The organism is Lysinibacillus sp. OL1 (genome assembly GCF_004332175.1).
GTDB classification, from domain to species: Bacteria; Bacillota; Bacilli; order Bacillales_A; family Planococcaceae; genus Lysinibacillus; species Lysinibacillus capsici.
Window position 1 is genome coordinate 22,017 of the sequence record NZ_SJDS01000004.1, and the last position, 25,652, is coordinate 47,668.

The window sequence follows — 25,652 nt, forward strand, 5'->3', positions numbered from 1 at the left end:
CTCTTTCTTACTGTAGGATATAGGTTTAGGCGAATAGCTTTTAAAGTGGGGGAATAGGTCGAATGCAACAGAGAAAATTCATCATAACAGTTCTTTTAAGTATCTGTATATGTATTGTCATATTTCTTCCTCTTCAAAAGGTGTTCACCTTTACAGAGACGCGTATAGCCCATCCTAAAGTGCACTACATACCCATTTCAGTTGAGCAAACCTTTCAAATAAGATACACCCACTCCATACATAAGTCAGATGTATTGGAATCCTATCAATATATAAAAGGTAATCGTATTGAAATGCTTGAAATGGAATATGAAGATTTAGCTATTGGCATGCCAAGCTATGCAGAGGAACATCAAACACTTATTCAACGGAACGGTAAATATGTTCTCCAATTTAACAATAGTGCCATACTTGATAATTTTACGATCTATATAGGTGATTTAGATTTAGATTTGGTATTCAATTATGCAGATGAAGAATATGATTTAAAAAAAGATTTACAGAGGGGTAAATCCTATTTATTTGAAATTAAGCGATTGTCACTTTACGAACAGTGGAAAGGAGTAAGGATGAAATGACAACACAGGAAAAATCAAGGAAAGAAGAAAAAGTAGAAGAATTTGAGCAAATCTCTGCTGAAGAGCAACAAGCCATACTTGAAAAATATGATATAGAATCCAATGTAAGAACAATCTCAGGTGTAATGAAGCATGTTATTTTCTTTGGCCTTTTAGCATTTTCGCTATTCCAACTTTACACAGCTATTTTTGGGCAATTTCCTGCTCAAATTCAACGTACCATCCACTTAGGCTTTGGTTTAACATTAATTTTCTTATTATTCCCAGCAAGAAAAAAAGCACCCAAGCATAAAATAGCCTGGTTCGATTATATTTTAGCATTACTAGCTATTGCAGTAGGTTCATATTGGTCTATGAACTATACAGAACTTGTGAATCGCAATGGCTCCATTACGCAGGTAGACTTTATTGTTGGGCTAATAGCTGTTGTACTAGTACTTGAGGCTGCTCGACGTGCTGTAGGGTTGCCTATTACAATTATTGCAATCGCTTTCTTGATTTACGCTTACTATGGCCCGTATTTCCCGGCATTTATGGCACATAGAGGACAGGATTTGGAGAGTATCGTCAACCTCATGTACTTTACAACTGATGGGATATTCGGCACACCAATTAGTGTATCAGCCACATTTATTTTTGTATTTTTACTATTCGGGGCATTTCTTGTGAAAACAGGAGTTGGCCAGTATTTTAACGATCTAGCAGTTGCACTAGCTGGAAAATTAATTGGCGGTCCTGCGAAGGTAGCTGTATTCTCAAGTGCACTTCAAGGTACAATTTCTGGAAGCTCTGTAGCTAACGTAGTAACGTCCGGCTCTTATACAATTCCAATGATGAAAAAACTAGGCTATCGAAAAGAGTTTGCTGGTGCAGTGGAAGCAGCTGCATCGACAGGTGGTCAACTTATGCCACCGATTATGGGTGCTGCTGCCTTCCTAATGGTTGAATTTATTGGTCGAGGAATTACGTATTGGGATATAGCAAAAGCGGCAGCTATCCCTGCTCTTTTATATTTTACAGGTATTTGGATTATGACACATTTCGAAGCAAAAAGAGTTGGTCTAAAAGGTCTGCGAGACGATCAAATGCCAAATCGTCAAGAGGTATTTAAGAAGATTTACCTTCTCTTACCGATTGTGGCGATTATCATATTAATGCTAACAGGTACACCAGTTATGCATGCGGCATTATATGGAATTATTATATCAATTGGTGTGGCTATGTTTAATAAAGAAACGCGTCTTAAACCAAAAGATGTGATTGATGCATTGGTGGAAGGTGCTCGAACTGCATTAGGTGTAGTTGCAGCTACTGCTTGTGCTGGGATTATTGTGGGTGTCGTTGTAAAAACAGGATTAGGTTTAAGTTTAGCAAATAGCTTAGTAGCTTTAGCTGGTGGTAGTATTATTTTGACACTTATTTTTGTTATGATAGCTTCGCTTATTCTTGGAATGGGTGCACCAACAACAGCAAACTATGTGATAACATCGACAATTGCTGCACCAGCAATTGTGGCTTTATTATCTCCAAATACACCACAAGAATTAGTGCCAGTAGTTGTATTACTATCTGCTCATTTCTTTGTGTTCTATTTCGGTATTATTGCTGATATTACACCACCTGTAGCACTGGCGGCGTTTGCGGCATCAGGTATTTCTGGTGGTGACCCTATCAAAACGGGTGTGAATTCAGCAAAACTTGCGATTGCGGCATTTATTATACCGTATATGATTGTTTTCTCTCCAGCATTATTAATGATTGATACAACCATTCCGCAAATTATTTGGGTAGTATTCACTGCTATCACTGGAATGGTGGCAATTGGTGCTGGTGTGATCGGCTACTGGTATCGTAAACTTTTCTGGTATGAAAGAATTATTATGATTGCTGCGGGGCTATTACTTATCTATCCTGAAAAATTCTCGGATTGGACTGGTTTAGGAATATTTATTGTGATGTTTGTGATCCAATTTTTGTCCCATAAAAAAGGAAATCATCACGATAATACGAAGGACAAAATGGGAGCTTCAGTATCTTAAATACTTGACTTGCATATAAATCTGCTCAATTAATAACTGGCTAAATATTAGTACAGATGTTAATGAGCAGCTTTTTGTTTTTTAAAGGTAAAATTTTTTAGTAATCATAAGAATCAATGGTATTTTTAATCTGATTTTGAGATAGGTTTTATAGTTATAATGCATAATGTATATAATTTATTGCAATTTACTAAAAATCTATTGTATAATCCTTTTATCAGAAAATTCAATTAATAAGGAGTGGTACAATGGGGAAGTTGTTAAATTCAAAGTTTGAAACGTATTTAATGGATCAAGAATTCGATTTACGTGAAGAAGAAGAGAAAAATGAGGAGCAAATGGTGAATATTCAGTATGAAGAGTATCCAGAAGGGTTTTTTACAAGTTTATAATGAAAATTTGATGGGCTATGTTGAAAGTATACTAACTTTTAGCATAGCCCATTGTATATTATACCTCTATTGATAAATGGCTTTTCCAGTGCATATGAATGTAATATAGGATTAAAATAAGTGTATTAGGTCTGAAGACATATGTACTTTTGTGAAAAAGATTCATGTATAATGGGAAACAAAAATGCGTATAGAGGTGTAGTTATGTCGAAAGCTTTAACAGTAGAAGAAACGATTTATCAATGGTTTGATCATTTTCATCAATATCCCGAAGTAAGTTGGAAAGAGTTTGAGACTACTAAAAAAATTGCTTCCATACTGGATGAATTGCATGTTAGTTATCGTTTATTAGGTGATATACCAGGATTAATAGCTGAAATTGGGACTGGTAATGAAATTGTTGCAGTACGTGCTGATATTGATGCCTTATGGCAGGAAGTTGATGGGAAGTGGCAAGCAAATCATTCGTGTGGACATGATGCGAATATCTCCATGGTTCTTGGTGCATTATTACTACTGAAAGATCGCACCTTACAACATCGTATTCGTTTCATCTTCCAACCTGCTGAAGAACTAGGAAATGGCGCATGTGCAACGTTTGATAGAGGCGCGGTTGATGGAGTATCACATTTATTTGGTGTTCATTTAAGACCAATAGAAGAATTACCACTTGGCAAAGTTTCGCCTGCGATTCATCATGGCGCTGCTTATTTTTTAGAGGGATCTATTCAAGGAATAGATGCACATGGTGCTAGACCACATCAAGGTAAAAATGCCATTGATGTTATTATGGCCGTGCAACAAATGCTACACAGCATTCATTTATCACCATTTGAACCACATTCGGCTAAGTTAACAAAAATCATTGCGGATGGTGGTAGTACCAATATTATTCCAGGTAATGCTAGTTTCTCAATGGATGTTCGCGCACAGCATAATCAACAACTTGAATTGCTGCGCAGTAAAATTGAATCTGGCCTGAAATCAATACAGCAACAATTTGAAATTGATATGAGTTGGAAGTGGATAGATTTCACACCAGGTGCTGAAGTTTCCCCAACTGCTGCGAACATGGCAAAGAATGCCATCATTGAGGCTTTGGGAGAAGGGCATTTAGCAGATGAAATAACTACACCAGGTAGTGATGATTTCCATTTCTATACAGTTAAAAAGCCGGAATTAAAAGCGGCAATGATTGGAATTGGTGCGAATTTAACACCAGGATTACACCACCCTAAAATGACATTTGATCGCAGTGCCTTAATTGATGCTGCGAAAGTACTTGCATGTGTATTAGAAAAAAAGCCTGAATAAAAAAATATTAAAAGCTATATGAGAAAATGTAACTTTTTTTTCATATAGCTTTTTTGCATGAACATTTTTAATGATGCATGGATATTCAAGGGTTTGCATTGTTTTTTATTGCTACTTGAAAGCGTTTTATTACGCTAAAATAAAGGGATTTGCTAGGGAAGCATAAATTTTTTGCGTTGACTTTTAATTTTTTGAATATTAAGCTAAAAAACGTAAAAAATTATTTGCGTCTTGAAAAAACCGAAAAGGGATTTGGTGCAAAAAAAGGGGATGGAAAAATGAAAAAGGATATTAATGCGGGCTGGGCACTACTAACTTTTGCAATTATGATTATTACTATGTTGATTACAGTAGTTGTTTTAGAGCAAAGTCCTCACGTACCTCTTCTTGTTGGCACAACTGTAGCAGCAATTGTTGCCAAAATGCATGGATATAAATGGGCAGAAATTGAAGAGATGATGTATAAAGGGATACGTCTGGCATTACCTGCCATTGTTATAATTATTTTAGTAGGTTTGACAATTGGGGCATGGATTGGCGGCGGTGTCGTAGCAACAATGATTTTCTACGGTCTAAAGTTAATTTCTCCAGCGTGGTTCCTTGTGACAATCATGTTGTTATGTTCAATTGTGTCATTAGCTATTGGTAGTTCATGGTCTACAATGGCTACAATTGGTGTCGCGGGTATGGGTATTGGTTTAAGTATGGGTATTCCAGCGGCTATGATTGCTGGTGCTGTTATTTCGGGTTCATACTTTGGAGATAAGATGTCACCATTATCAGATACAACAAATCTAGCAGCAGGATTAACAGGGACTAATTTATTTGATCATATAAAGCATATGCTTTATACAACAATTCCAGCTTTGATTATTTCTCTTGTTGTTTTTGGATTTTTGGGTAGAAAATTTGCAGAAGTTTCAATGCAATCTGAGGAAATTTTAACAACTTTAAAAGTGATGGAAGAAAGCTTTGTTATTTCTCCTTTATTATTACTAGTTCCAGTGGGAGTTATTGTATTAGTAGCTAAGAAAGTACCAGCAATTCCAGCTTTAATTATAGGAATTGTTTCAGGTTTCTTACTACAGATTTTTGTACAAGGTGGTTCAGCTGCAAGTGCTGTACAAGCATTACAGGCAGGCTTTGAAATCTCAACAGGTAATCACATGGTGGATGATTTATTTAACCGTGGTGGTCTAGACTCGATGATGAATACGGTTTCAATGACGATTGTAGCGATGACATTTGGTGGTATTTTAGAGTATTCAGGAATGTTAAAGGCATTGATGAATGTAATTGTGAAGTTTGCTAAATCTACAGGAAGTCTTATTGCTTCAACGATTGCAGCTTGTGTAACAACCAACGCAACATGTTCTGAGCAATATATCTCAATTGTTGTTCCTTCACGTATGTTCGCGGGTGTCTATCAACAACGTGGTTTACATTCTAAAAACCTCTCTCGTGCATTAGAGGATGGGGGAACCTTAACATCTGTTTTCTTCCCTTGGAATACTTGTGGTGTGTTTATTTTAGCAACTTTAGGTGTAAGTGCAATGGAGTATGCACCATATGCAATTCTTAACTTCGCTGTACCAATTATTTCTATTATTTATGGATATATTGGATTTGCTATTGTTAAATTAACGCCAGAAGAAATAGCAGAAGCTGAGAAGCGTAAAAAGGCGATAGAAGCAGAAAATGCGGATAATATGGTAATGGCTGACTAAAATAAAAATTCTCGTAGATCCACGTGTATCTACGAGAATTCTTTTATAGAGCAGTTTAGTAAGTTGCAAAATTCAATTGGTAAATTTTGCGAGGACGTCCTTGCTGATGGGTCATTTCTTCACCAACAATATTTACATAACCATTATCAACTAATTTTTTGATAATACGCTCTGTGGTACGTCGTGTTACTTGGAGGTATTCAGAAAGATTTTGAGATGTAAATTGAGCTGACTGTCGTTCGTTACTGAAATTGATTATTTTAGAAATATTTAATGGACTTAAACTTGTAAGCTTAGCCATTTGCAAAACATAAGGATCATCGGTTTTTAAAGAAATTTTACCTTCTGTATTAGGGAAAGGCCCTAATAAGTTTTTATGTTCATCAAGAATATAAATCTCAAAAGGTTTAGTAAATGTTAAAGCATGCTGAGCATTTTGTGTGGCCTCCAAAATGGAATAGCCATAGCCAAATGCTAGCTTAAATGGTTGTTCAACTTGCTGTATGAGCTGCTCTAAGTTTTCCTTTTCTAGAGCATTTTGAAGATGTCCAGCAGTTGTGTATAGCTCAAAGGAATGCGTTGAAATTTGCTTAAAAGTTGAAAAGGTAGCTTTCGCAATTTGACTTAAAACAGTTGATTCAATGGCAGAATTTTTAGGGATTTCTAAGAGACCCACTACAGCCTTGAAAGCTTCTGACTTGGTTAATAGTGATTTTGATTTTGTTTCTTCAAGGCATTGAATAATAGATTTGGTAGCATCTAACATACGCATTGACGGTATTTGTAGTGCTTGTAATTCATCAAATACACTATGAATACTGGTAATGACAAAATCAATACTTTTTGAATTCCACAGGGCGATATGGCGTTTTAAAATATTCTCAGTTGGTTCAGTAATCGAAATATGCTGAACATGTGGCTTTTGACCATGAAATTCTATTTCTGCTAAAACATTATCAACGAATGCAGGGTTCATTACATCAATGGATATCCTGTCGATAGCTACAGCATGTTTGGCTACTAATGATAATAATGTTGTAGAAATGGTTGTTTCATCTTGCTTAATATAATTCCAAGGTATTGGAACTTCTGAAAGTAATGATTGAGTGTGTAGATAAGGTAACGTTCCTCCGAATAATATTGCATCACACGGTTTTATTTGCTTCATTAAGGTAGGTGCTTCAGAAGGGTGGCTGTAAAGATAAAATTCTAATTGAATATCGGTTATGTTTTGTGCGATACTAATAATACGTTTCATAAATGCTTTTGAACATATAATCGCTATTTTGGTAGACATGGACATCACTCCTTTTCTATTTTTTTAAACATTTAGCGACGTATTAGCGACAACTTTAACGACAGAGGAGACTGATTACGATGAAAATTAAACAAGTAGAAATTTTTGCTATACATTTACCGCTAATTGATCCATTCATTATTAGTTATGCTACATATGATACAATGCCTTCCATTATTTTAAAAGTAACTACCGATACAGGTGTGGTAGGGTATGGTGAAGCTGTTCCTGATGAACATGTAACAGGTGAATCATGGGAAAGTACATATGCTGTGCTAAAACATCAGCTTGTCCCAGCAATTATTGGGGAAAGTCCAATGGCCTTTGAAAAGCTTCACGATAAAATGAATAAAGTTGTGAAAGATGTACCAGCAGCAAAAGCAGCGATCGACATTGCTTGCTTCGATATTGCTGGGAAAGCCTTAGGGGTGCCAGTATACCAACTTTTAGGTGGACGTTATCATGAAAAATTCCCAATCACACATGTACTAAGTATTGGAACACCTGAAGCAATGGCAGAAGAGGCAGCTAATCGAGTAGAAATGGGCTATCGCTCTTTTAAAATGAAGGTAGGTACAGAGGTACTTCGTGATGTAGCCCGTATTAAAGCGGTACGAGAACGAGTAGGCGAAGACATTGCTATTCGAGTGGATGTAAATCAAGGTTGGGGTAATGCAGCCACTACATTACAGGGTTTACGTGCTATGAAAGATTTAAATATCGATTGGCTAGAGCAACCTGTCGATAGCGAAGACATTGATGGAATGGTAGAAATTAAATCAAAGTCTGATGTGACATTAATGATTGATGAAGGACTACGAGGCGTACGTGAAATGCGTGAAATTATAGCCAAGCGTGCAGCAGATAAAGTAAATATTAAATTAATGAAGTGTGGAGGCATCTATCCTGCTATGAAGCTTGCTGTTATGGCGGAAATGGCAGGAATTGAATGTCAAGTTGGTTCCATGGTAGAGTCGTCAGTTGGTTCTGCTGCAGGCTTCCATGTAGCATTTTCTAAGAAGATTATGACGAGTGTAGAACTAACGGGTCCATTAAAATTCTCAAAGGATGTTGGGAACTTACATTATGATGTACCATTTATTTGCTTAAATGAAAAACCAGGATTAGGTGTAGATGTAGATGAAGCTGTCATCCAGGAATTATGTAAGTTTTCAACTGTTGTCACAGCCTAAGGAGGCGTAATATGGAAATTATCTATGACGGTATGCTTGGTGAGACACCATTTTTTGTTATAAAATTAACGCTCCAACATTTACAACAAATTGAAGAGCTACAAGTTGAGGTTTATGAAGCCTTAGCAGATCAAAGTATCCTCCAACCCTTAAGCACAGAGGAATTTGAGTATATTTTAAATGGTCATGGAATGATGATAGGTGCTTATGTAGGGGAAGCGTTGATTGCCTTTCGTGCACTGTTAAATCCTCCTATTGATGATGAGCATCTTGGGTATGATTGTGGAATTGCAGAAAACGAATTTCAACGTGTTTTATATCAGGAAATATCGAATGTCTCACCAAAATATCGAGGTTACGGATTACAGAGAACATTAGCTACAGTAGTGATGGAAAATATCGATTTAGAAAAATACGATTATGTTTGCTCCACTGTAAAGCCATATAATATTCCGAGCTTAAAGGATAAATTCTCGCAAGACCTCGTTATTAAAGGATTGAAAATTAAATATGTAGATAAGCTTCGTTATATTTTTTATAAAGACCTAAGACAAGCAATGTCACCGAACTTTACTGAAAAGCAAGTGATATCGATGGGAGACACAACTGGGCAACAGCAACTTTTAAAACAAGGTTTCCTTGGCACGTCTATGTTTGAAGAAAACAACGATTGGTTTGTAGTATACGAAAAATAAAGCACAAAGCCTTACCTTACACATAAGATTGTGGAGGGTAAGGCTTTTTTATTTTTTAAACGGCTCTATTATTTTTTCATTGGGCAAAAACCACAAGCCATTAAACCTGGGATATCTTTTGAAAAACAGCATGATTTTCTTACAGGAACGTTGACTAAATTAGTCGGACTCAGACCACCTGTATATTGTGCCCACCAAGATTTATTGGAGAAGCGAGCCCATGTTTTTGGGTTCTCTAAAGCCTCAATATCCTCCATGGCTTGATCGGCTAGGCCAGGGTTCGATAATAATATATGATAATGCCATAGCAAATAGCCAAAGAAATTTTCCCAAATGGTAAGAGGGGAGATGGAGGTTACTTTACGAAGCTGCTGGACAATGACGTGTCCATCGTAAAGAATTTTTTCAATAACAGCTTGGCGTTCATCTTCATCAACGTAGCGCCAATCATTTGGATTGGCAAACATGGCAACAGTAAAGCTATTAAATTCTTTTGCAGCATCAAAACGCAATTCAAGTGGCTTACCATCCCATACTTCGTCATAAGCGGCAAGCATATATAATTGCATAGCAAAAAACATACCATAGCGGCGTGCAAAGTGAGAAATAGCTGCTGTTTCTGTTGCCGCATCTGTTATACCCATCATAAGGTTTAAAAAATCAGGATGATAAAAGTCTTTATGTATATCAGCTAAAGTAAATAAAGTCCGCTTAGGTTCAGTTGTATAAATACTGTACGAATTTAATTGTTGAACTTGATCCATTGTTAAAGCTGGCATAGTTATCCTCTTTTCCTTTGAACATCTGTTAACTTCATTATAAAGTAATCATTTTTGCTTCACAAATGGAATATCATGTAGTAAAATACATTAAACATATAAGAAAGGTGGGTTTTTTGATGTCGCACCTTCATACAATTCCAAGACCACTAGTTAGACTGAACCAGTGGACTATTCTTTTGAGTGTCATTTTATCATGGATAACAGGAATTACCTGGATATTAGTAATTCCACTAGCTGCAAATTTACTAGGTATTTTATGCAACTATAACCCGATACTTCGTGTAGGGAAGCTCTTTTTAACAAAGGCTCCATCTACATATATACCAGAGGATGCTCAGCAGCAAAAATTTAATTCAAGTATTGCTAGCCTTTGTTTATCAGCTGGTTTATTAGGTTATCTGTTACATTGGCAGGTTGTTGGTCATATCTTTACTGGCCTGGTTGCAATTGCATCATCCATTGCAATAGCAGGCTTTTGTATAGGCTGTTTTTTACATTTTCAGTTGAAGCAATGGCAGTACCGACGCTCATTAAAAAAATCTTTTTGAAAAGGTAAAAAAATTATAAGATTATGATTGACATTTTAATTGATAATGATTATCATTATCGTATAAAGATTATTCCTCGTCTACAATACAGTGTAGAGAGGATGAACTTTAGCTACTTTTCTCCAGAAGTTTGCTAGTTCATGATTACGCTCCTAAAACCCCCCTCATTTTTTGGGAACGTGAAAATCTCAGACGACTTATTCTAAATTTAGAATAGAGTCGTCTTTTTTTGTAAAAAACAGCCCATAAAATGGACTGCTAGGAAGTTGTGTTTTGTTGCACAGCATTCTTTTTCCCGATAATCATTGTATAGTAACTATGTAATAGCATACCAACAATGATGACTCCGAGACCTGCAAGTGCAAGAGGGCTAGGGAAGGCAATTCCTAATAGTAATACCTCACCTATAATAACAAAAAGAATTTCTGTTGACTGAGTTGCTTCCACAGCGGCTAGCTTGCCTTGATGGTCTCTTACGCGATCCGTTGCTATGAAAAATAAAACTGTTGCTATAACGCCTGAGCTAATTCCAACAAGCAATGATTGAAACATTTGACTTGCTGAGGGAAGTCCTACTGTAAGAATGGCATAAATAGCCATGATAATCCATGCTGGCATCGAAGCAATGGTCATTCCTAACACCCGCTGAAAAGTATCGATTCGGCCCCCGCAAACTTCCATCATTTTACGATTGCCGAGGGGGTAAGCAAAAGCTGCAACGATGACAGGTAAAATACCAAGCATTAAACTTCTAAGCGATACTGATTGTGCATGAGGTATTTGTATAAGCAAAATACCTACTAAAATGACACATGAAATAAGCAAGGATATGAAAGGTATTTTTTGTCGCACTGTTTTACCAGCAATGATCGATACAAAAAGAGGAGCTAATAATACACCAGCAACGATTGTAAACTGCCATGTACCTGAAACCAACCAACCTGGACCAAAAGCAGCAGCAAATGTTAATGGCGCGTAAAATAAAACAAATCCAACAAAGCTCCAAAGTAGCCATGCTATAGGCTGTGCTTTTATTTCACCAGAAAGCTGTGAAAAGCCCTTACGATAAAAGACAATGATAAGCAAGAAAGGGAGCATAAAAAAATAGCGTAATGATGCACTCCATAGCCAACTACCACCTTGCATTTCCATGGCGTGATTTAAAATAAATGTCACGGCAAAGAAAAGGGAAGCTAAAATACCTAATGCAATTTCTTTCATAAACATCACCTCAATTTGAGTTTATAACCTCAAACCCTTTATGTAATTTGAAAATTCAGTAATTATGGCTGAAAAAATTACGAAGAGAGGAAAAACCCCTCTTCGTAGCTATGAAAATTTTTCATGATTTCTTAGGTAAATGCGTATAGAAATAAGTTCATTCAAAATTAAAACTATTATTTTGCTTGCTGTTCAAAAAGCTGAACGATTTCTATGATAACTTGAGTTGCTTTTTCCATTGTTTCAGCGGATACATATTCGAATTTACCATGCATGTTTTCGCCACCAGCGAAAATATTTGGTGTTGGTAGGCCCATATAGGATAATTGTGAGCCATCTGTACCACCACGAATTGGCAGGGTATTCGGTGTAATATCTAATTTTTCCATTGCAGTACGTGCAATGTCAACAATTTCTTTTACAGGCTCAATTTTTTCACCCATATTGTAGTATTGATCTTCAATGGTAATGCTCAGTGCATGCTCACCAAATTGTGCTTGAATTTTAGCTGCAGCATCACGCATTAATTGTTTTTTCTCTTCAAACTTTTGGCGATCATGGTCGCGCACGATATAAGATAGCTCAGTATGCTCAAGAGCCCCTTTAAAGCTCATTAAATGAATGAAACCTTCATAACCTTCTGTCTTTTCAGGAACTGCGTCAGCAGGCATTTCATTTTGGAAGGCAATGGCCATTGTAATAGCATTCACCATTTTATTTTTTGCTGAACCAGGATGGACGCTAGTGCCTTTTGTAATTACTTTAACGCCAGCGGCATTGAAGCTCTCGAATTGTAGTTCGCCAAGTGGTCCGCCATCCATCGTATAGGCATAGTCTGCGCCGAAAGTAGCTACATCAAATTTATGTGGCCCACGACCAATTTCTTCATCTGGCGTGAAGGCTACACGAATTTTACCATGCTTGATAGTAGGATTTTTAATGAGGTACTCCATTGCCGTCATAATTTCAGCAATCCCTGCCTTATCGTCAGCGCCTAATAATGTAGTACCATCTGTTGTGATAAGTGTTTGGCCTACATAGTTTTTAAGCTCTGGGAAGTCAGTCGGAGACATAACCAAGTTTTCGTTTAGCTGAATATCTCCACCATCATAATTATCTACACGCTGTGGCTTCACATTTGTACCTGTATAGTCAGTAGCGGTATCAACATGGGCTAAAAAGCCGATAGTTGGTACTTCTTTATCTGTATTAGCTTCTAATGAGGCAAATAAATAGCCATTTTCATCTAATGTAATGTCTGTTAAACCAATTTCAGCAAGTTCGTCTTTTAAAACATGTAATAGGTCAAATTGTTTTTGTGTAGAAGGAGTTGTTTCGCTTGTGAAGTCTGATTGTGTATCAATTTTTGCATAGCGTATTAATCGCTCAATTACTTGTTCTTTCATAAGTATGGCCTCCTAATGTGTATATGTTAAAATTCTTTGTGCATTCACAAAGCCGATTCCAGACGTAATTATGCCTTGACATAATTGATATTATTGTAACACTTTACTTCGGATTTCGGAATATTGAAGGATACTTAAAGCAATAAGTAATTGGGCGCTATAATAAGTCAGCATGATAATTTCATGAGAAAATGCTAGTGGCATGACAAATTTGTTAATAGCTAAATAAGAATCAGATGCAATAAATAATATTGCACCAATTGTTGCCAGTGTAGATCCAGTTTTAATAGCTGTCCATCCCATTGTGAGTATCACAGAAATGTAGGCGATTACGGCAATACCAAGTATGGTTTCACCTGTTTTAAAGACAGATCCCGCAATCCATATAGCCATACTTGTTCCATAGAGTAATAAAAGTATCTTTGCCCAAGTTGGTACATGCCGCTCATTTGCAGTAGAGAAAGCAAAAATATAAAAGATATGCCCGATAAGAAAGCTAGTTAGACCGATTAAAAACCACTGCAATGTATAGTCTCCAATCATGCAGAATACAAGCCCAGCAATAATCAAAAGTTGGTATTTTTTAATATGTAATGGCTTCTGAATCGCAGCTAAAATAATGATGAGCAACATAGGAATCACTTTAAAGATGAGTTTTAAACTTTCAGCAATATGGGAAAAGAGAAAAATATAATAAAGACCCAATAAAATAATGACACTGATTAATAATTTTTTTAACAAATTTTTCAGCTCCTTTCCTTTTGAAATTCAATATTTATGGTAGAATTCCTTTCTGTACAACGTATGTATGAAACTTTTTTAGTATGTAACCGTAAAGTAAGTAGTGAGAAAGAAGAAGAGAGGATGAACCAAATGACTAAGCTACTGATAGCTTCTGCAGTCATTGCATTGATCGCAAGTGTGCTAGTGACACCGCTTATTACGAAGAAGCGAGAAGATGGACAATCGAAAAAGGTAATAGGATACTTTTTTATTGGAGTCTTTGTACTAGGGTTTTTAGCCACAGGGATTACGTTATATGTAACAAAAATTGATGTAAATTGGCTTGTTTTTTGGCCTGCTATTATTTTATTAACGTTAGTGGGTGCTCTGCTAGCAAGTGGTATCGAACGGAAAATAAAAGGTGTTTTATTTTTAGCAAGTCTAGGGGTAGCTGTGTATGTTTTATCAGCACCTTTATGGAATGCTAATGAAAAATTTAAGTCATCCGAAATGAAGGAAGAAGTTGAAATAAAACCATTCGATGAGACACAAACACCTGCAAGTGTACCACCGAAATTTGCTCGTAATAAAATGAAAAAGGCTTTCGGACAAGTGCCAAATACGAGCTACTATGAATTAGGACGCTTACAAATTCAAAAGGTGAAGGGCGAATATGTTTATATTGCACCAGTTGAATTTTCTGGATTCTTTAAATGGATGAACGGTGGTACAACACCTGGTTACTTCATAATGAGTGCTACAGATTCTGCGGATAATCCTAAATTTATTAAAGAGGAAATGAAATATGTGCCTTCTGCATATTTAAATGCTAATTTAGAACGTCATATTCGTTTACAACATCCATTCCTAATTTTTTACGGTGACGTACAGCTGGAAGTAGATGATGAAGGAAAGCCATACTATATTCGCTCATATGGGGAATTTATTTCTGCGCGTAATGGCTTTGATGTAAAAGGAATTGTCTTGGTTGATGCGCTGACGGGGAAATCAGAGGTCATTAAACTGGATCAAATACCTGAATTTATTGATGGTGCTGTATCACCAGAGACAGTAAGTTTACAAAACAGTTATTTCGGTAATTATGTACATGGTTTTTGGAATAGTATGTTTGGTAAAAAGGATGTAAAGATTCCTTCTGATGAAGGAACAGAATCGAATGTTAGCCCGATTTTCGATGAGAAGGGTGATATGTATTACTTTACAGATTTTACAAGTCCTAAAGAAGGTGTAGATTCAATGTTAGGCTATTCACTAACTAACGCACGAACAGGGGATGCAACATACTATACAGGGAATCAAGACTCAAGTTATATGGATTCACAAGGTAATTTACAAATAATAGAGAAGAAATTTATTGAGAAAAAGTGGAGTGGCGAAATGCCAGTGTTGTATAACTTTTATGGAGAAGCGAGCTGGCTGACAGCGGTGCTAGATTCCAATGGTTTCTTACAAAACTATTTTATTGTTTCTGCAGCCAATCCTGAAATTTCCGTTTACGCTACTACTCCTAAGGAGGCATTGAAATTATATAAAACAGCCTTAAGTCGAGGAGGAAATACTGTAGATGGTAGCTCAAGTGCTGAGGAAAAACAAATAAGTGGTAAGGTATTACGGGTATATAAAGAACGTCTAGGCGATTTTACAACTGTATCTTTCTTATTAAACAATGGTGAAAATTATTTAGTGAGTGCCGAAACAGAACCTTTAGCAATTTATTTACAGGAGGGTGATGAGGTAATACTCACTTATGGAGATACAGGAGAGCAGTTCCTACCAGTTCGCTCTCTTATAATTAGAGGACTACAATAAAAGAACAAAAGACGATCTTGTTATTACGAAGATCGTCTTTTTTATGTAGCTTGCCCTTGAACATAGGTAAGCATCTTTTCTCTATGGTTCATAAATAGTCTTTTTGCATGATCATTTAGTGTAAAGATTTCTTGTATATACCCCTGTAACAATTTATCTTCATATTCAAAAGCATGGCTTTGAGTGTTTTCTAAAATATAGGATAATAAAAGAGCATGCAAGACAACTACTTCTAAATTCTGTGTATTCGTAACGAATTTTAAATTGAGTATAGTAGTGTGAGAAACGAACTGATTGACATAATCAATGGGTTTTTTATATACATTCAAATCAATATGTGGCTCCAGTCTTTTTCTTAATTGGGTGCATTCATTATTTAAGTCTTCAATTTTTAAGAATAAACCTCTTACACTTCTCTTATGCTGTTGTTCTAAGGTGCGAGCAAGATGTTTATTGATATTGGACATTGATTCTATAACTCCTTTCTTTAATAGGTATCATTTATTAATATGAATGGAATAGCTGGAAAAGGAAAGAGTCTTTTCGTTTAATTTAAGGTTAGATTTATAGAAGTAATTGTGGCAATATCCCTAGATTGAATATATATAGGCAATATTTTTATGTAAAAAATGGAATTATTATCATACGATAGTAACTCCATTTTCATTAATTTATTTCCAATTAAACCCTTTAGTTGCTAAAAACTCTTTGATATGCGGACGTCGTTGTTCAATTAAAAAATCAGCCATCTGTTTTGTCCAGTTATCAATTTTTCTGTTAGACGAACGGCTGTTATAATATATTTCCATTTCCTCGTTGTAGGCTGGTAAAAGTTCTTCATATTTTTCAACATTGTATTCATTTTCATGTAATACAGCAGATACAGGTAAACGAGGTTTTACCTCATTGCGACGTGCAGGAACGCCGATTGTTAGCCCGAATAATGGGAAAACGTGATCAGGCAGATTAAATAATTCACTGATTTCAGAAGGTTTATTGCGTACACCTCCAATATAGCAAATGCCATAACCCATTGATTCAGCCGCAATAACAAAATTCTGTGCAAACAATGATACATCTGCTACCCCAACAAGGACATTTTCAGCAGAATCAGCTACAATATCCACTCCCTCTAGTTTCCCAGCCATTTGAAGTCGCTTGAAATCTACGCAAAAAACAAATGCCCCACCTGAAGTTTCATATTGACGTGGATTACCAGAGAGTAAGCCTAATTTTTCCTTTTTATCTGCATCTGTTACCCATATTACACTATAGGCTTGCACAAAATGTGATGTTGCAGCCATTTGTGCTGTTCCAATTAAATCTTCAATGATTTCTTTTGAAATCGGTTCTCCATCATAGATGCGTACCGAGGAATGGCTACGTAATAGTTCTTTAACCATTAAAAACTCTCTCCTTTGTGTCTGTTCTATACCTTGAGCATAGCATGCTTTTCTAGCAAAATCGAATAATGAGGAACAAAAAGTTATTTATAAATAATTTATAAATGTCGAAATTATCTCGTAAAGTAAAATATTCCATTTGATATAGATTAAATATTCTAAATAGTATAAAATTATAGAAGCGACTGTTTATTTGGTTGTGCTACCAAAAATTACATGATCTTTATTCACAAATGTTTAGACAGCATTAGCTATTAGGTGATGAGATCCTCCTGGAATAAAGATACACTCTCTGACGGATGTCACAGATTTACTGGAACCAAATATGCAAGTTGAACAAAAATAAAGTGGAATGGAGGAATAGGGAATGGAAGAAAAGTTAGCGAAAAAGCTTCGTCATGAACAATTACGAAGCAAGGTTGTAACAGCAGAAGAAGCAGCTTCTTGGATTAAGGATGGCATGGTATTAGGGATGAGCGGATTCACACGTGCTGGCGATGTTAAGGTTGTACCTCTTGCACTTGTAGAAAAAGCAAAAAAAGAGGATTTTCAAGTAGATGTCTTTACAGGTGCATCACTTGGACCTGAAGTAGACCAATATTTAGCGGAAGCAGGGGTCATTCGTAAGCGCGGTCCTTTCCAAGCAGATTCTGGTATTCGTAATAAAATCAATAGTGGTGATATCACATTTGTCGATGCCCATCTTTCCCATAATGCTGAGCTTGTTCGTCAAGGTATTATTGGACCAATTGATTTTGCGATCATTGAAGCTGCTGCTATTACAGAAGAAGGCTTATTAATTCCTACAACATCAGTTGGTAACTCTCCTATTTTTGTGCAAGAAGCAGACCAAGTCATCATTGAATTAAACGTAGCACAGCTTGATGCATTAGAAGGTATACATGATATTTATGTACCTGCACAACAAGGAAAACGTGATCCAATTCCTTTACAGAATGTTTCTGATCGTCTTGGTATAATTGGAATTCCACTAGATTTAGATAAAGTAAAAGGCATCGTCATTTCGGATATATTAGATGCGCCATCAACAATTGTCCCTGCGGATGAAGAGACAGATGTTATGGCTAATCACTTATTAAATTTCCTACGTGAAGAGATTAAAGTAGGTCGCTTAACTACAAGTTTGCGACCAATTCAATCTGGTGTAGGTTCAGTAGCAAATGCTGTATTGCTAGGCTTTAAAGACTCTGAGTTTGAGAACTTAGAAGTTTATTCTGAAGTTCTCCAGGATGCAGTATTTGAATTAATGGATGCAGGGAAAGTGAATTTTGCATCTGCAACTTCTATTACCCTTTCTGAGCAAGTAGGAAACCGTGTTTATGGGAATTTTGAAAAATATGCTGATAAATTAGTGCTGCGCCCTCAAGAAATTTCAAATCAGCCTGAAATTATTCGTCGACTCGGATTAATTTCAGTGAATACGGCATTGGAATTAGATATTTACGGCAATGTGAATTCCACACACGTTTCTGGTACAAAGATGATGAATGGTATCGGAGGGTCTGGTGACTTTGCTCGTAATGCACGTTTAGGAATTTTCGTGACAAAGTCTTATGCTAAGGGTGGAGATATTTCGAGTATTGTCCCAATGGTCTCACATGTGGATCATACGGAGCATGATGTTGATGTCATTGTAACTGAACAGGGCGTAGCAGATTTACGAGGACTTGCTCCAAAAGAACGAGTGGGACTTATCATTGATAATTGTGCACATCCTGATTACAAGGAGCAACTGTGGCAGTACTTTAATGATGCCAATGAGGCAACGGGTGGACATCACACTCCACATGACCTAGAAAAAGCACTATCATGGCACGTTAATTATGCGAAAAACGGTACGATGAAGGACCCTGCTTTTACGAAACAATAGTATTAAATTAAAAGCCTTGAAGGACAGATAGTCTGTTTCTTCAAGGCTTTTACGTTTTAATTTAATGAAAGTCTTATAATAATCCAATCCATTTCCAATAAGTTGCAGAGAACAAAAGTATGAGAAGGAAACCGATAATGGTTAATGGAATCCCAGATTTCAAGAAATCCTTTGTTGTAAAGGAACCTGTACCATAGGCAAGCATGTTTTGTGGTGCACTAATTGGTAATAGGAAGCCAAAGCTTATGACGAATTGTTGCACAATAACAAAACCAACTTGATCAACATTAGCTGTTAATGTGGAGGCTAAAACGATAAACACAGGTATAAGTGCTGAGGCTAAGCTAGTTGCGCTTGCAAAGCCTAAATGAATCAAAATGTTAAATAAAGTTACGAGTGCAATGGTTGCTAGTAAAGGCATAGTATCTAGCCCAAGTGAACCGAAAACTTTATCTGATAACCATGCAGCACCTTGCGTATTCAGTAAAATGGTTCCTAACATAATACCTACCGCAAAGACGATAATTGTCCCCCATGGAATATGGGGCTCAACTTCCTTCCATGAATACACACCGATTTTGGGCATTAATAGAATAGCGATAGCAATAATTGTGACTGTTGTCGTATCGAATGGATGTAGCTTTCCTTCAGTTGCCCAGAAAAATAGTAAAACTACGGATGTAATGATTAAACGAATTTCAGGAGCCTTTAATGGGCCCAGCTCTGCAAGCTGTTTTTTGATGACCTCTTTACCACCTTCGATATTGCTAGTCTCAGGTTTAATTAAAGCAATCATAATGAAAAATAAAAAGATAGACATAATAATTGAGAAGGGGGCGGCATAAAGTAGCCAAGCACCCCATGAAATATCCACGTTAAATTGCTCTTGGATAAAGTTTAAGGCCACCATATTTTGAGCTGCTGCAGTCTTAATACCGATATTCCAAATGGAAACGGCTTGTACCGAAGTAATAACTAACAAGGCAGCAAGCCGACTATCACGTGGTAAACCAAACGCTGCAACCATTCCAAGCAATATCGGTACTACCGCGCCAGCTCGTGCTGTAGCAGAGGGTACAAAAAATGCGAGGACGATAGAGACTAAAATAGCGCCAAATACGATAGCTTTTGTTTTCGTTCCCACCAGTGAAAGAATCCAAAGAGCAAGTCGTTTATGTAGATTAGTAATTTGCATTGCTGCCGCTAGAAAAAGAGCTGCTGCTACTAAAGCAACGGCAGAATTACTAAAGCCACTTAAAGATAATTTTAATGCGCTAGCTGTTCCTAGCTCTGTAGTTGGATCATCCATTGACGGAGCGAGTCCTAGTAATACAGTTACTAGTGCAATGATCATGGCCGAGCTTACAGGATATGAAACGGCCTCTGTAACCCAAAGGATGACTGCAAAAGCTAAAATGGCTAAAGCTCGTTGTCCAGCTATAGGTAAATCACCATTATTAGGTAAAAAGGTAATAATGATAAGTAACGCGAATGCCAAGCCAATCCATAGTGGCTTTAAATTAAGTTTTGTAGCTGCTTGCTTTGGTGAAGACATATTTCCTCATCCTTTCTACGATAAAAATGACGATTATTATCCATAACATCGGCCTGTATAATGTTTTATTAAGATAAGAATATATGTATTTTATTGTAGATAAAAATCTATGTGAAAATGGTGTTTTTTACAGCAATATGAGTAGATAAAGAGAAAATACATGGTCACAAAAAATACAAAAATATCCATAAAATATTATTTCTTTTTCTTAAAGGCAGAAGTTACTTTAGGCTCTGTGCCATTGACTAATCGTTTAATATTTTCAAGATGCAGGATGATGGCTATGCCAAAAAGAAAAAGAGCTATAATGGTTGGACCAATGCCAGGAATCCATAAATAAGTTGCTGTACAAAACACGAGATAAAATTCTAGCACACCAACAATTAAATAATTTGTTGCAAAGGATAAAATAACAAATAAAATAAGTGCAAATAAACCAATCTTCCAATCAACGGCAAGTAAAATACCAATGATGGAGGCCGTTCCTTTCCCGCCGTTGAAGCCCATGTAGAATGGGAAATTATGACCTAAAATAACCCCAGCAGCCATAATATAAGTAAGCAGCCAAATCTGTTCTTCTGTTAAATGAATGGCGTCCGCTAGATAAAAATGTGCACCTATAATAGCCACAACGCCTTTCCCTATATCGATGAGGGCTACTAAAACGCCATATTTCCAGCCGAGGGAAAGAGTAGCATTAGAGGCACCAGCATTACCGTGGCCAGCCTTTTTTAAATCAACCCCCGATAAAAATTGGGCTACTTTAGAGCCGTGAATACAGCCTATTAAATAGCCAATCATAAGAAAAATGATCACGGCTTTTACCATAAAAATACTCCTCTCAAAATTTTTTCTAAAATAGTGTATGCGTTCATATTACGTATAAGAGCAGACAGAAGTTTCGGAAAAAATAAAATTTACATGTTGACAGAAAAAAACTCTATGTTTATACTGTGTAACAACGATGGAAATTGAATCTCATACTCTTATCAAGAGCGGCGGAGGGATAGGCCCTATGATGCCCGGCAACCAGTAAGCAATGAGCTTACTAAGGTGCTAATTCCTACAGATTCTTACTTGGATCTGGCAGATAAGGGGAGGAAAACTTGCAACCGCAACCCTCTTCTTAGCTGAAGAGGGTTTTTGTTTTCTACAGAAAAATCCTCCTCATCTCCGGTACCATCGTAAAAAAATAACCATTTGGAGGTACACAATGACAAATTTTAAACCAGAAACATTGCTGTTGCATGGTGGTCAAGAGCCAGACCCAGTGACGGGTTCTCGCACAGTTCCAGTCTATCGCTCAACTGCTTTTGTATTTAAAGACACTGCTCATGCGCAACGTCTTTTTGCCTTAGAGGAAGCAGGGAACATTTACACACGAATTACCAATCCAACAGTTGATGTGTTTGAAAAACGTGTGGCTTTATTGGAAGGTGGAACAGCAGCAGTAGCACTTTCATCTGGTGCAGCAGCTATCGCATTTTCCATTTTAAATCTAGCTGGAGCTGGTGATGAGATAGTAGCAGCTAGTTCTTTATATGGTGGTACGTATAATTTATTTGCTAACACATTACCAAACTATGGTATTAAAACGATTTTTGTAGATGAAACAAACCCAGAGAATTTTAATGCGGCGATTACTGATAAAACAAAAGCTGTCTTTGCAGAGGTTTATGGTAATCCAAGCTTAAAGGTTTTAGATATTGAAGCAGTAGCTAAAATTGCACATGATAATGGTCTACCATTAATTATTGACAGCACGTTCGCTTCTCCTTACGGTTCTACACCTATTGAATACGGTGCAGATGTTGTGGTTCATTCAGCAACTAAATGGATAGGAGGTCATGGCACAACTTTAGGGGGCGTTGTTGTAGACGCTGGTAAGTTTGATTGGACTAGCGGTCGATTCCCTGGTTTTACTGAACCAGATGCCTCTTACCATGGTCTACGTTATGGAATTGATACAGCTTCTGCTGCCTTTGCTACAAAGCTACGTGTACAATTATTACGTGATTTTGGTCCAACATTAAGTGCTGATGCTGCCTTTAATTTATTGCAAGGGTTAGAAACGCTTCATCTGCGTATCCCTAAACACAATGAAAATGCATTGGCAGTGGCTGAGTATTTACAAAACCACCCATCTGTGGAGTATGTAAATTATAATGGCCTAGAAGATTTTCCGACACATGGGTTAGCAAAAAAATATTTAAGAAATGGCTTCGGTTCAGTGCTTACATTTGGCATAAAGGGTGGACGAGAAGCTGGGCGAAAGCTTATTGATAGCGTGAAATTATTCTCACATGTAGCAAATGTAGGTGATGCAAAGTCATTAATTATTCATCCAGCTTCCACTACTCATCAGCAACTATCAGCAGACGAATTAGTTCAAGCTGGTGTAACCGAGTCGCTCATTCGCTTATCCATCGGTTTAGAGGCAGTAGAGGATATTATTGCTGATTTAGATCAAGCCATTACACAGGCAACAACAGCTGAACAAACAGTAGAAGCTTAAAATTTAAAACAAATGGTAGAATGTTGTGGCGTTTACGTATTTTCTCATTCGATTAGCCTCATTTGGTAATGCGTTAAACGCTGCTACATCAACCTATTACTGCACCCGTTAATTATCAGAACCTTATAAAAAATAATACCAAGTAATTATATATGTATTGTTGACTTATTTAAATCCATGTTCTATACTAGGAAATAAGTTAATGGTACGAAAATTCTTTTTAAAAAAGGTAAATGTTTTCATAAGTGCTCCCCCACTTTTGAATATATAGAAGGGTAGTTGCCTAGCCAGTGACTACTCTTCCCAAAAACTGATGATAAAGGAGTGTTTAAAATGGGTAACATCTATAGTGCGCAAAACATTGTATCCTATCTAATATATGAGCTAAATGAAGGGCATGTATTTGTCAACAATAAATCCATTCAACACCTTCTTACATCAGTCGAAAGAAAATGGCAGGAAGTTTTTGGTCATACAGCATTTCAAGAACATGTTTTTACAGAAGAAAACTTTACTGTTAAGGAAGTATTTGAGACTTATGAACAGTACGGTGTGAGCCATATCTCACTTCCTGCGACAGAGTTTTACTTGAAGTATGGTACATTTCAATTAGTGGAACGTACGTATGCAATACCAAATTTTACAGAAGAAGAGATTAGTCTTGTTCAACAAGCTTTAGCACAATATCGTTATCAATTGCTTTCAAAAGCAAGTTAAAACCCCCTCATATTTTTAAGCTCATTCTCTGCTGCTACAGGGAATGAGTTTTTTCTTTAAAAGGATTGTTATGAGTGTCTGAGCATACATATATATAATAGAAGAAAGACATTCATATATTGAAATGTAAATAGTCAATATTTGTTCAAATCTTATAGATTGATTAATAAAACGTATAATAAAGGGAATGAAACCGATTTCTTTTGCACATCTAGAGAAAACAAATGTCCTTCCTAGAAAGATTTTTCTTGTGCAAAGTGTGTATTTGCGTTACAATTTTCTTTAAGTTAAATTTTGAATTATTTGAATTTGTATGTGTCCTAACACATATAGAAATAGCGAAACTCATACAAAGAGAGTTGTTGGCTAAAGGCTGCGGTGGGTGTCAAATTGTTATGACACAACCCCATAGAGAGTTAGCTTTAATGAAACTGCGGAATGTAAGTTGGAGGGAATAATAAGAATGGCAACTATAAAGGCAGCGATTTTAGGATTTGGAACGGTAGGTCAGGGGATTTACCATATTTTAAATGAAAAACGAGAAGAGCTAAAAAATAAATTAGGTATTGAATTAGAGGTAGCGAAGATTTTAGTGACAGATGCTAGTCGTGAACGTGTCCCAGGCACAGCACATTTAATGACAACAAGTATGGATGAAGTCTTAGCAGAGCCAGGTATGCAGGTTGTGTTTGAAGCAATTGTGAACGAAGAACCTGCATACAGTTATTTAAAGCGAGCGGTGGAACATAAGTGTCATGTTATTACTGCCAATAAAGTGATGTTTGCCAAACGAGGTTTGGAGTTGCAGGATCTTGCAAAAGCTAATGGCGTTTTTGTAGGCTATGAGGCTACTACTGCTGGTGGCGTACCTGTTATAAAAACAATGAAAAATATCTTACTTGTAAATGATGTAAGTCGTATTCAAGGTGTCTTAAACGGCACATGTAATTATATTTTAACAAAAATGCGTGCACAGGGCTGGTCGTTCGAAACAGCTTTAAAAGAGGCACAAGGCTTAGGTTATGCCGAAGCAGATCCATATAATGATATATCTGGACAGGATGCATTTAAAAAATTAATGATATTAAGTGCCTTAGCTTTTGGTGAGCAGCCTGACTGGTCAGATGTAGAGGTAATTGGGATCGATAGTATCTCTGCAGAACAAGTTCATGAAGCATGTGAAAAGGGTCTACGTTACCGCCATGTAGCTGAAGTGGAAAAACTAGCTGACGGTAAGATTATTGCAAAAGTAGGCCCTCAACTAGTTGATAAAGAGCATCCACTTTATCCAGTCGATGATGTGTTCAATGCGGTGGCATTAGAGACTAACTATATTGGTACATTAACATTAATCGGTCCTGGAGCAGGAATGTATCCAACAGCGAGTGTCATGGTAGAAGATTATGCTGAAATCATTGGGAAAAGAGCAGGATTTGTTGTGACAATCTAATAAAAGCTTTAAAAAAGGCCCGCCATTCAACAATGTTCAATTGTATGAATGGTGGGCTTTTAGTCTTCATCTTTGACGTCTATGTCCTCTGGAATAGGGGTAGCACGCCAAATTTCAATTTCCTCTTTTATACGTTCCAATTGTTTAAAATAAGTGCTGAATTGTCCACTATTGATTAAAATTTGTTGGCCATCGTAAACAGAACGGATGCGTCCTTCGTAAACTAGACGCATTACTTGATCCTCAGGCATACCAAGATCAATAGCTGTCTCTTCAATTGATTTGTACATACGATTCGCTCCTTCTACTGTTTTTATTATAACGTCCAATCATGAGAAAACATACTATTGGAATTAAAAGAAAAGTAAAAATGATA

The 25,652-nt window shown here is 36.7% G+C and carries 23 protein-coding genes and 1 riboswitch; of the genes, 13 read left to right on the forward strand and 10 right to left on the reverse strand.

What is annotated here, in order from left to right:
- Positions 1–62 precede the first annotated feature (62 nt).
- From EW028_RS09315 to nhaC, 5 genes are all read left to right on the forward strand, one after another.
- Positions 63–578 (forward strand): DUF1850 domain-containing protein, encoded by a 516-nt coding sequence (locus tag EW028_RS09315; protein ID WP_131520675.1) that lies wholly within the window; start codon positions 63–65, stop codon positions 576–578.
- Positions 575–2,617, forward strand: a complete 2,043-nt coding sequence (locus tag EW028_RS09320) for a TRAP transporter permease (protein ID WP_115674293.1) — start codon at positions 575–577, stop codon at positions 2,615–2,617. Before EW028_RS09315 ends, EW028_RS09320 begins: the two co-directional genes overlap by 4 nt.
- A 248-nt stretch (positions 2,618–2,865) precedes the next feature.
- On the forward strand, positions 2,866–3,009 hold the full coding sequence (locus EW028_RS25280; protein WP_167444843.1) for a hypothetical protein: 144 nt from the start codon (positions 2,866–2,868) through the stop codon (positions 3,007–3,009).
- Positions 3,010–3,213: 204 nt separating this feature from the next.
- Positions 3,214–4,323, forward strand: a complete 1,110-nt coding sequence (locus EW028_RS09325) for an amidohydrolase (protein WP_054549062.1) — start codon at positions 3,214–3,216, stop codon at positions 4,321–4,323.
- A gap of 278 nt (positions 4,324–4,601) precedes the next feature.
- Positions 4,602–6,050: a Na+/H+ antiporter NhaC gene (gene nhaC / locus EW028_RS09330; protein WP_131520676.1), complete on the forward strand. Its 1,449-nt coding sequence runs from the start codon at positions 4,602–4,604 to the stop codon at positions 6,048–6,050.
- Positions 6,051–6,105: 55 nt separating this feature from the next.
- Here nhaC and EW028_RS09335 read toward each other — a convergent pair whose 3' ends face one another.
- Positions 6,106–7,347, reverse strand: a complete 1,242-nt coding sequence (locus EW028_RS09335) for a helix-turn-helix domain-containing protein (RefSeq protein WP_131520677.1) — start codon at positions 7,345–7,347, stop codon at positions 6,106–6,108.
- Between the two features lie 80 nt (positions 7,348–7,427).
- Between EW028_RS09335 and EW028_RS09340 the strand changes: the two genes are divergently transcribed.
- Positions 7,428–8,540 carry a mandelate racemase/muconate lactonizing enzyme family protein gene (locus tag EW028_RS09340; RefSeq protein WP_004229770.1) on the forward strand — a complete coding sequence of 371 codons (1,113 nt, stop codon included), beginning with the start codon at positions 7,428–7,430 and terminating at the stop codon, positions 8,538–8,540.
- Between the two features lie 11 nt (positions 8,541–8,551).
- Positions 8,552–9,235: a GNAT family N-acetyltransferase gene (locus EW028_RS09345; protein ID WP_131520678.1), complete on the forward strand. Its 684-nt coding sequence runs from the start codon at positions 8,552–8,554 to the stop codon at positions 9,233–9,235.
- 68 nt (positions 9,236–9,303) lie between these two features.
- Here EW028_RS09345 and EW028_RS09350 read toward each other — a convergent pair whose 3' ends face one another.
- Positions 9,304–10,014, reverse strand: coding sequence for a Fe-S oxidoreductase (locus EW028_RS09350; RefSeq protein ID WP_131520679.1), 711 nt, complete (start codon positions 10,012–10,014; stop codon positions 9,304–9,306).
- Between the two features lie 119 nt (positions 10,015–10,133).
- Between EW028_RS09350 and EW028_RS09355 the strand changes: the two genes are divergently transcribed.
- Positions 10,134–10,565 carry a DUF4395 domain-containing protein gene (locus tag EW028_RS09355; RefSeq protein WP_131520680.1) on the forward strand — a complete coding sequence of 144 codons (432 nt, stop codon included), beginning with the start codon at positions 10,134–10,136 and terminating at the stop codon, positions 10,563–10,565.
- Positions 10,566–10,823: 258 nt separating this feature from the next.
- On the opposite strand, the gene EW028_RS09360 is transcribed toward EW028_RS09355, so the two are convergent.
- The 3 genes from EW028_RS09360 to EW028_RS09370 form a co-directional block, all read right to left on the reverse strand.
- Positions 10,824–11,786, reverse strand: coding sequence for a DMT family transporter (locus tag EW028_RS09360; RefSeq protein ID WP_131520681.1), 963 nt, complete (start codon positions 11,784–11,786; stop codon positions 10,824–10,826).
- A gap of 176 nt (positions 11,787–11,962) precedes the next feature.
- Positions 11,963–13,192, reverse strand: coding sequence for a peptidase T (gene pepT / locus EW028_RS09365; protein ID WP_131520682.1), 1,230 nt, complete (start codon positions 13,190–13,192; stop codon positions 11,963–11,965).
- 90 nt (positions 13,193–13,282) lie between these two features.
- Complete coding sequence (locus tag EW028_RS09370) at positions 13,283–13,933, reverse strand: lysoplasmalogenase (protein WP_131520683.1); 651 nt, start codon at positions 13,931–13,933, stop codon at positions 13,283–13,285.
- A 132-nt stretch (positions 13,934–14,065) separates the two neighbouring features.
- Between EW028_RS09370 and EW028_RS09375 the strand changes: the two genes are divergently transcribed.
- Entirely contained in the window at positions 14,066–15,745 is a 1,680-nt protein-coding gene (locus EW028_RS09375; RefSeq protein ID WP_112117199.1) for a tripartite tricarboxylate transporter TctB family protein, read from the forward strand.
- A gap of 41 nt (positions 15,746–15,786) precedes the next feature.
- Here EW028_RS09375 and EW028_RS09380 read toward each other — a convergent pair whose 3' ends face one another.
- Entirely contained in the window at positions 15,787–16,212 is a 426-nt protein-coding gene (locus EW028_RS09380) for a hypothetical protein (protein ID WP_054549068.1), read from the reverse strand.
- A 204-nt stretch (positions 16,213–16,416) separates the two neighbouring features.
- Positions 16,417–17,148: a class II chromate reductase ChrR gene (chrR, locus tag EW028_RS09385; RefSeq protein ID WP_048393273.1), complete on the reverse strand. Its 732-nt coding sequence runs from the start codon at positions 17,146–17,148 to the stop codon at positions 16,417–16,419.
- Between the two features lie 367 nt (positions 17,149–17,515).
- Between chrR and scpC the strand changes: the two genes are divergently transcribed.
- Positions 17,516–19,039 carry a succinyl-CoA:acetate CoA-transferase ScpC gene (gene scpC / locus EW028_RS09390; RefSeq protein WP_131520684.1) on the forward strand — a complete coding sequence of 508 codons (1,524 nt, stop codon included), beginning with the start codon at positions 17,516–17,518 and terminating at the stop codon, positions 19,037–19,039.
- 73 nt (positions 19,040–19,112) lie between these two features.
- Here scpC and EW028_RS09395 read toward each other — a convergent pair whose 3' ends face one another.
- Together EW028_RS09395 and EW028_RS09400 are read right to left on the reverse strand one after the other, a co-directional pair.
- Entirely contained in the window at positions 19,113–20,594 is a 1,482-nt protein-coding gene (locus tag EW028_RS09395; protein ID WP_131520685.1) for a DASS family sodium-coupled anion symporter, read from the reverse strand.
- Between the two features lie 195 nt (positions 20,595–20,789).
- Positions 20,790–21,422: a glycerol-3-phosphate acyltransferase gene (locus EW028_RS09400; protein ID WP_131520686.1), complete on the reverse strand. Its 633-nt coding sequence runs from the start codon at positions 21,420–21,422 to the stop codon at positions 20,790–20,792.
- 155 nt (positions 21,423–21,577) lie between these two features.
- Positions 21,578–21,691, forward strand: a riboswitch (SAM riboswitch).
- A gap of 116 nt (positions 21,692–21,807) precedes the next feature.
- Here EW028_RS09400 and EW028_RS09405 point away from each other — a divergent pair.
- From EW028_RS09405 to EW028_RS09415, 3 genes are all read left to right on the forward strand, one after another.
- Positions 21,808–23,109: an O-acetylhomoserine aminocarboxypropyltransferase/cysteine synthase family protein gene (locus EW028_RS09405; RefSeq protein WP_131520687.1), complete on the forward strand. Its 1,302-nt coding sequence runs from the start codon at positions 21,808–21,810 to the stop codon at positions 23,107–23,109.
- Positions 23,110–23,442: 333 nt separating this feature from the next.
- A complete protein-coding gene (locus EW028_RS09410; RefSeq protein ID WP_131520688.1) occupies positions 23,443–23,826 on the forward strand; it encodes a hypothetical protein in 384 nt (127 codons plus the stop codon).
- A 463-nt stretch (positions 23,827–24,289) separates the two neighbouring features.
- Positions 24,290–25,276 carry a homoserine dehydrogenase gene (locus EW028_RS09415; protein ID WP_066038433.1) on the forward strand — a complete coding sequence of 329 codons (987 nt, stop codon included), beginning with the start codon at positions 24,290–24,292 and terminating at the stop codon, positions 25,274–25,276.
- A gap of 59 nt (positions 25,277–25,335) precedes the next feature.
- Here EW028_RS09415 and EW028_RS09420 read toward each other — a convergent pair whose 3' ends face one another.
- Positions 25,336–25,566, reverse strand: a complete 231-nt coding sequence (locus tag EW028_RS09420) for a MerR family transcriptional regulator (protein ID WP_131520689.1) — start codon at positions 25,564–25,566, stop codon at positions 25,336–25,338.
- Positions 25,567–25,652: the final 86 nt, after the last annotated feature.

Excerpts from the sequence above, each read along its gene's own strand:
- EW028_RS09315 (WP_131520675.1), top strand. The coding sequence starts at position 63 with ATGCAACAGAGAAAATTCATCATAACAGTTCTTTTAAGTATCTGTATA.
- EW028_RS09320 (WP_115674293.1), top strand. The coding sequence starts at position 575 with ATGACAACACAGGAAAAATCAAGGAAAGAAGAAAAAGTAGAAGAATTT.
- EW028_RS25280 (WP_167444843.1), top strand. The coding sequence starts at position 2,866 with ATGGGGAAGTTGTTAAATTCAAAGTTTGAAACGTATTTAATGGATCAA.
- EW028_RS09325 (WP_054549062.1), top strand. The coding sequence starts at position 3,214 with ATGTCGAAAGCTTTAACAGTAGAAGAAACGATTTATCAATGGTTTGAT.
- nhaC (WP_131520676.1), top strand. The coding sequence starts at position 4,602 with ATGAAAAAGGATATTAATGCGGGCTGGGCACTACTAACTTTTGCAATT.
- EW028_RS09335 (WP_131520677.1), bottom strand. The coding sequence starts at position 7,347 with ATGTCTACCAAAATAGCGATTATATGTTCAAAAGCATTTATGAAACGT.
- EW028_RS09340 (WP_004229770.1), top strand. The coding sequence starts at position 7,428 with ATGAAAATTAAACAAGTAGAAATTTTTGCTATACATTTACCGCTAATT.
- EW028_RS09345 (WP_131520678.1), top strand. The coding sequence starts at position 8,552 with ATGGAAATTATCTATGACGGTATGCTTGGTGAGACACCATTTTTTGTT.
- EW028_RS09350 (WP_131520679.1), bottom strand. The coding sequence starts at position 10,014 with ATGCCAGCTTTAACAATGGATCAAGTTCAACAATTAAATTCGTACAGT.
- EW028_RS09355 (WP_131520680.1), top strand. The coding sequence starts at position 10,134 with ATGTCGCACCTTCATACAATTCCAAGACCACTAGTTAGACTGAACCAG.
- EW028_RS09360 (WP_131520681.1), bottom strand. The coding sequence starts at position 11,786 with ATGAAAGAAATTGCATTAGGTATTTTAGCTTCCCTTTTCTTTGCCGTG.
- pepT (WP_131520682.1), bottom strand. The coding sequence starts at position 13,192 with ATGAAAGAACAAGTAATTGAGCGATTAATACGCTATGCAAAAATTGAT.
- EW028_RS09375 (WP_112117199.1), top strand. The coding sequence starts at position 14,066 with ATGACTAAGCTACTGATAGCTTCTGCAGTCATTGCATTGATCGCAAGT.
- EW028_RS09380 (WP_054549068.1), bottom strand. The coding sequence starts at position 16,212 with ATGTCCAATATCAATAAACATCTTGCTCGCACCTTAGAACAACAGCAT.
- chrR (WP_048393273.1), bottom strand. The coding sequence starts at position 17,148 with ATGGTTAAAGAACTATTACGTAGCCATTCCTCGGTACGCATCTATGAT.
- scpC (WP_131520684.1), top strand. The coding sequence starts at position 17,516 with ATGGAAGAAAAGTTAGCGAAAAAGCTTCGTCATGAACAATTACGAAGC.
- EW028_RS09395 (WP_131520685.1), bottom strand. The coding sequence starts at position 20,594 with ATGTCTTCACCAAAGCAAGCAGCTACAAAACTTAATTTAAAGCCACTA.
- EW028_RS09400 (WP_131520686.1), bottom strand. The coding sequence starts at position 21,422 with ATGGTAAAAGCCGTGATCATTTTTCTTATGATTGGCTATTTAATAGGC.
- EW028_RS09405 (WP_131520687.1), top strand. The coding sequence starts at position 21,808 with ATGACAAATTTTAAACCAGAAACATTGCTGTTGCATGGTGGTCAAGAG.
- EW028_RS09410 (WP_131520688.1), top strand. The coding sequence starts at position 23,443 with ATGGGTAACATCTATAGTGCGCAAAACATTGTATCCTATCTAATATAT.
- EW028_RS09415 (WP_066038433.1), top strand. The coding sequence starts at position 24,290 with ATGGCAACTATAAAGGCAGCGATTTTAGGATTTGGAACGGTAGGTCAG.
- EW028_RS09420 (WP_131520689.1), bottom strand. The coding sequence starts at position 25,566 with ATGTACAAATCAATTGAAGAGACAGCTATTGATCTTGGTATGCCTGAG.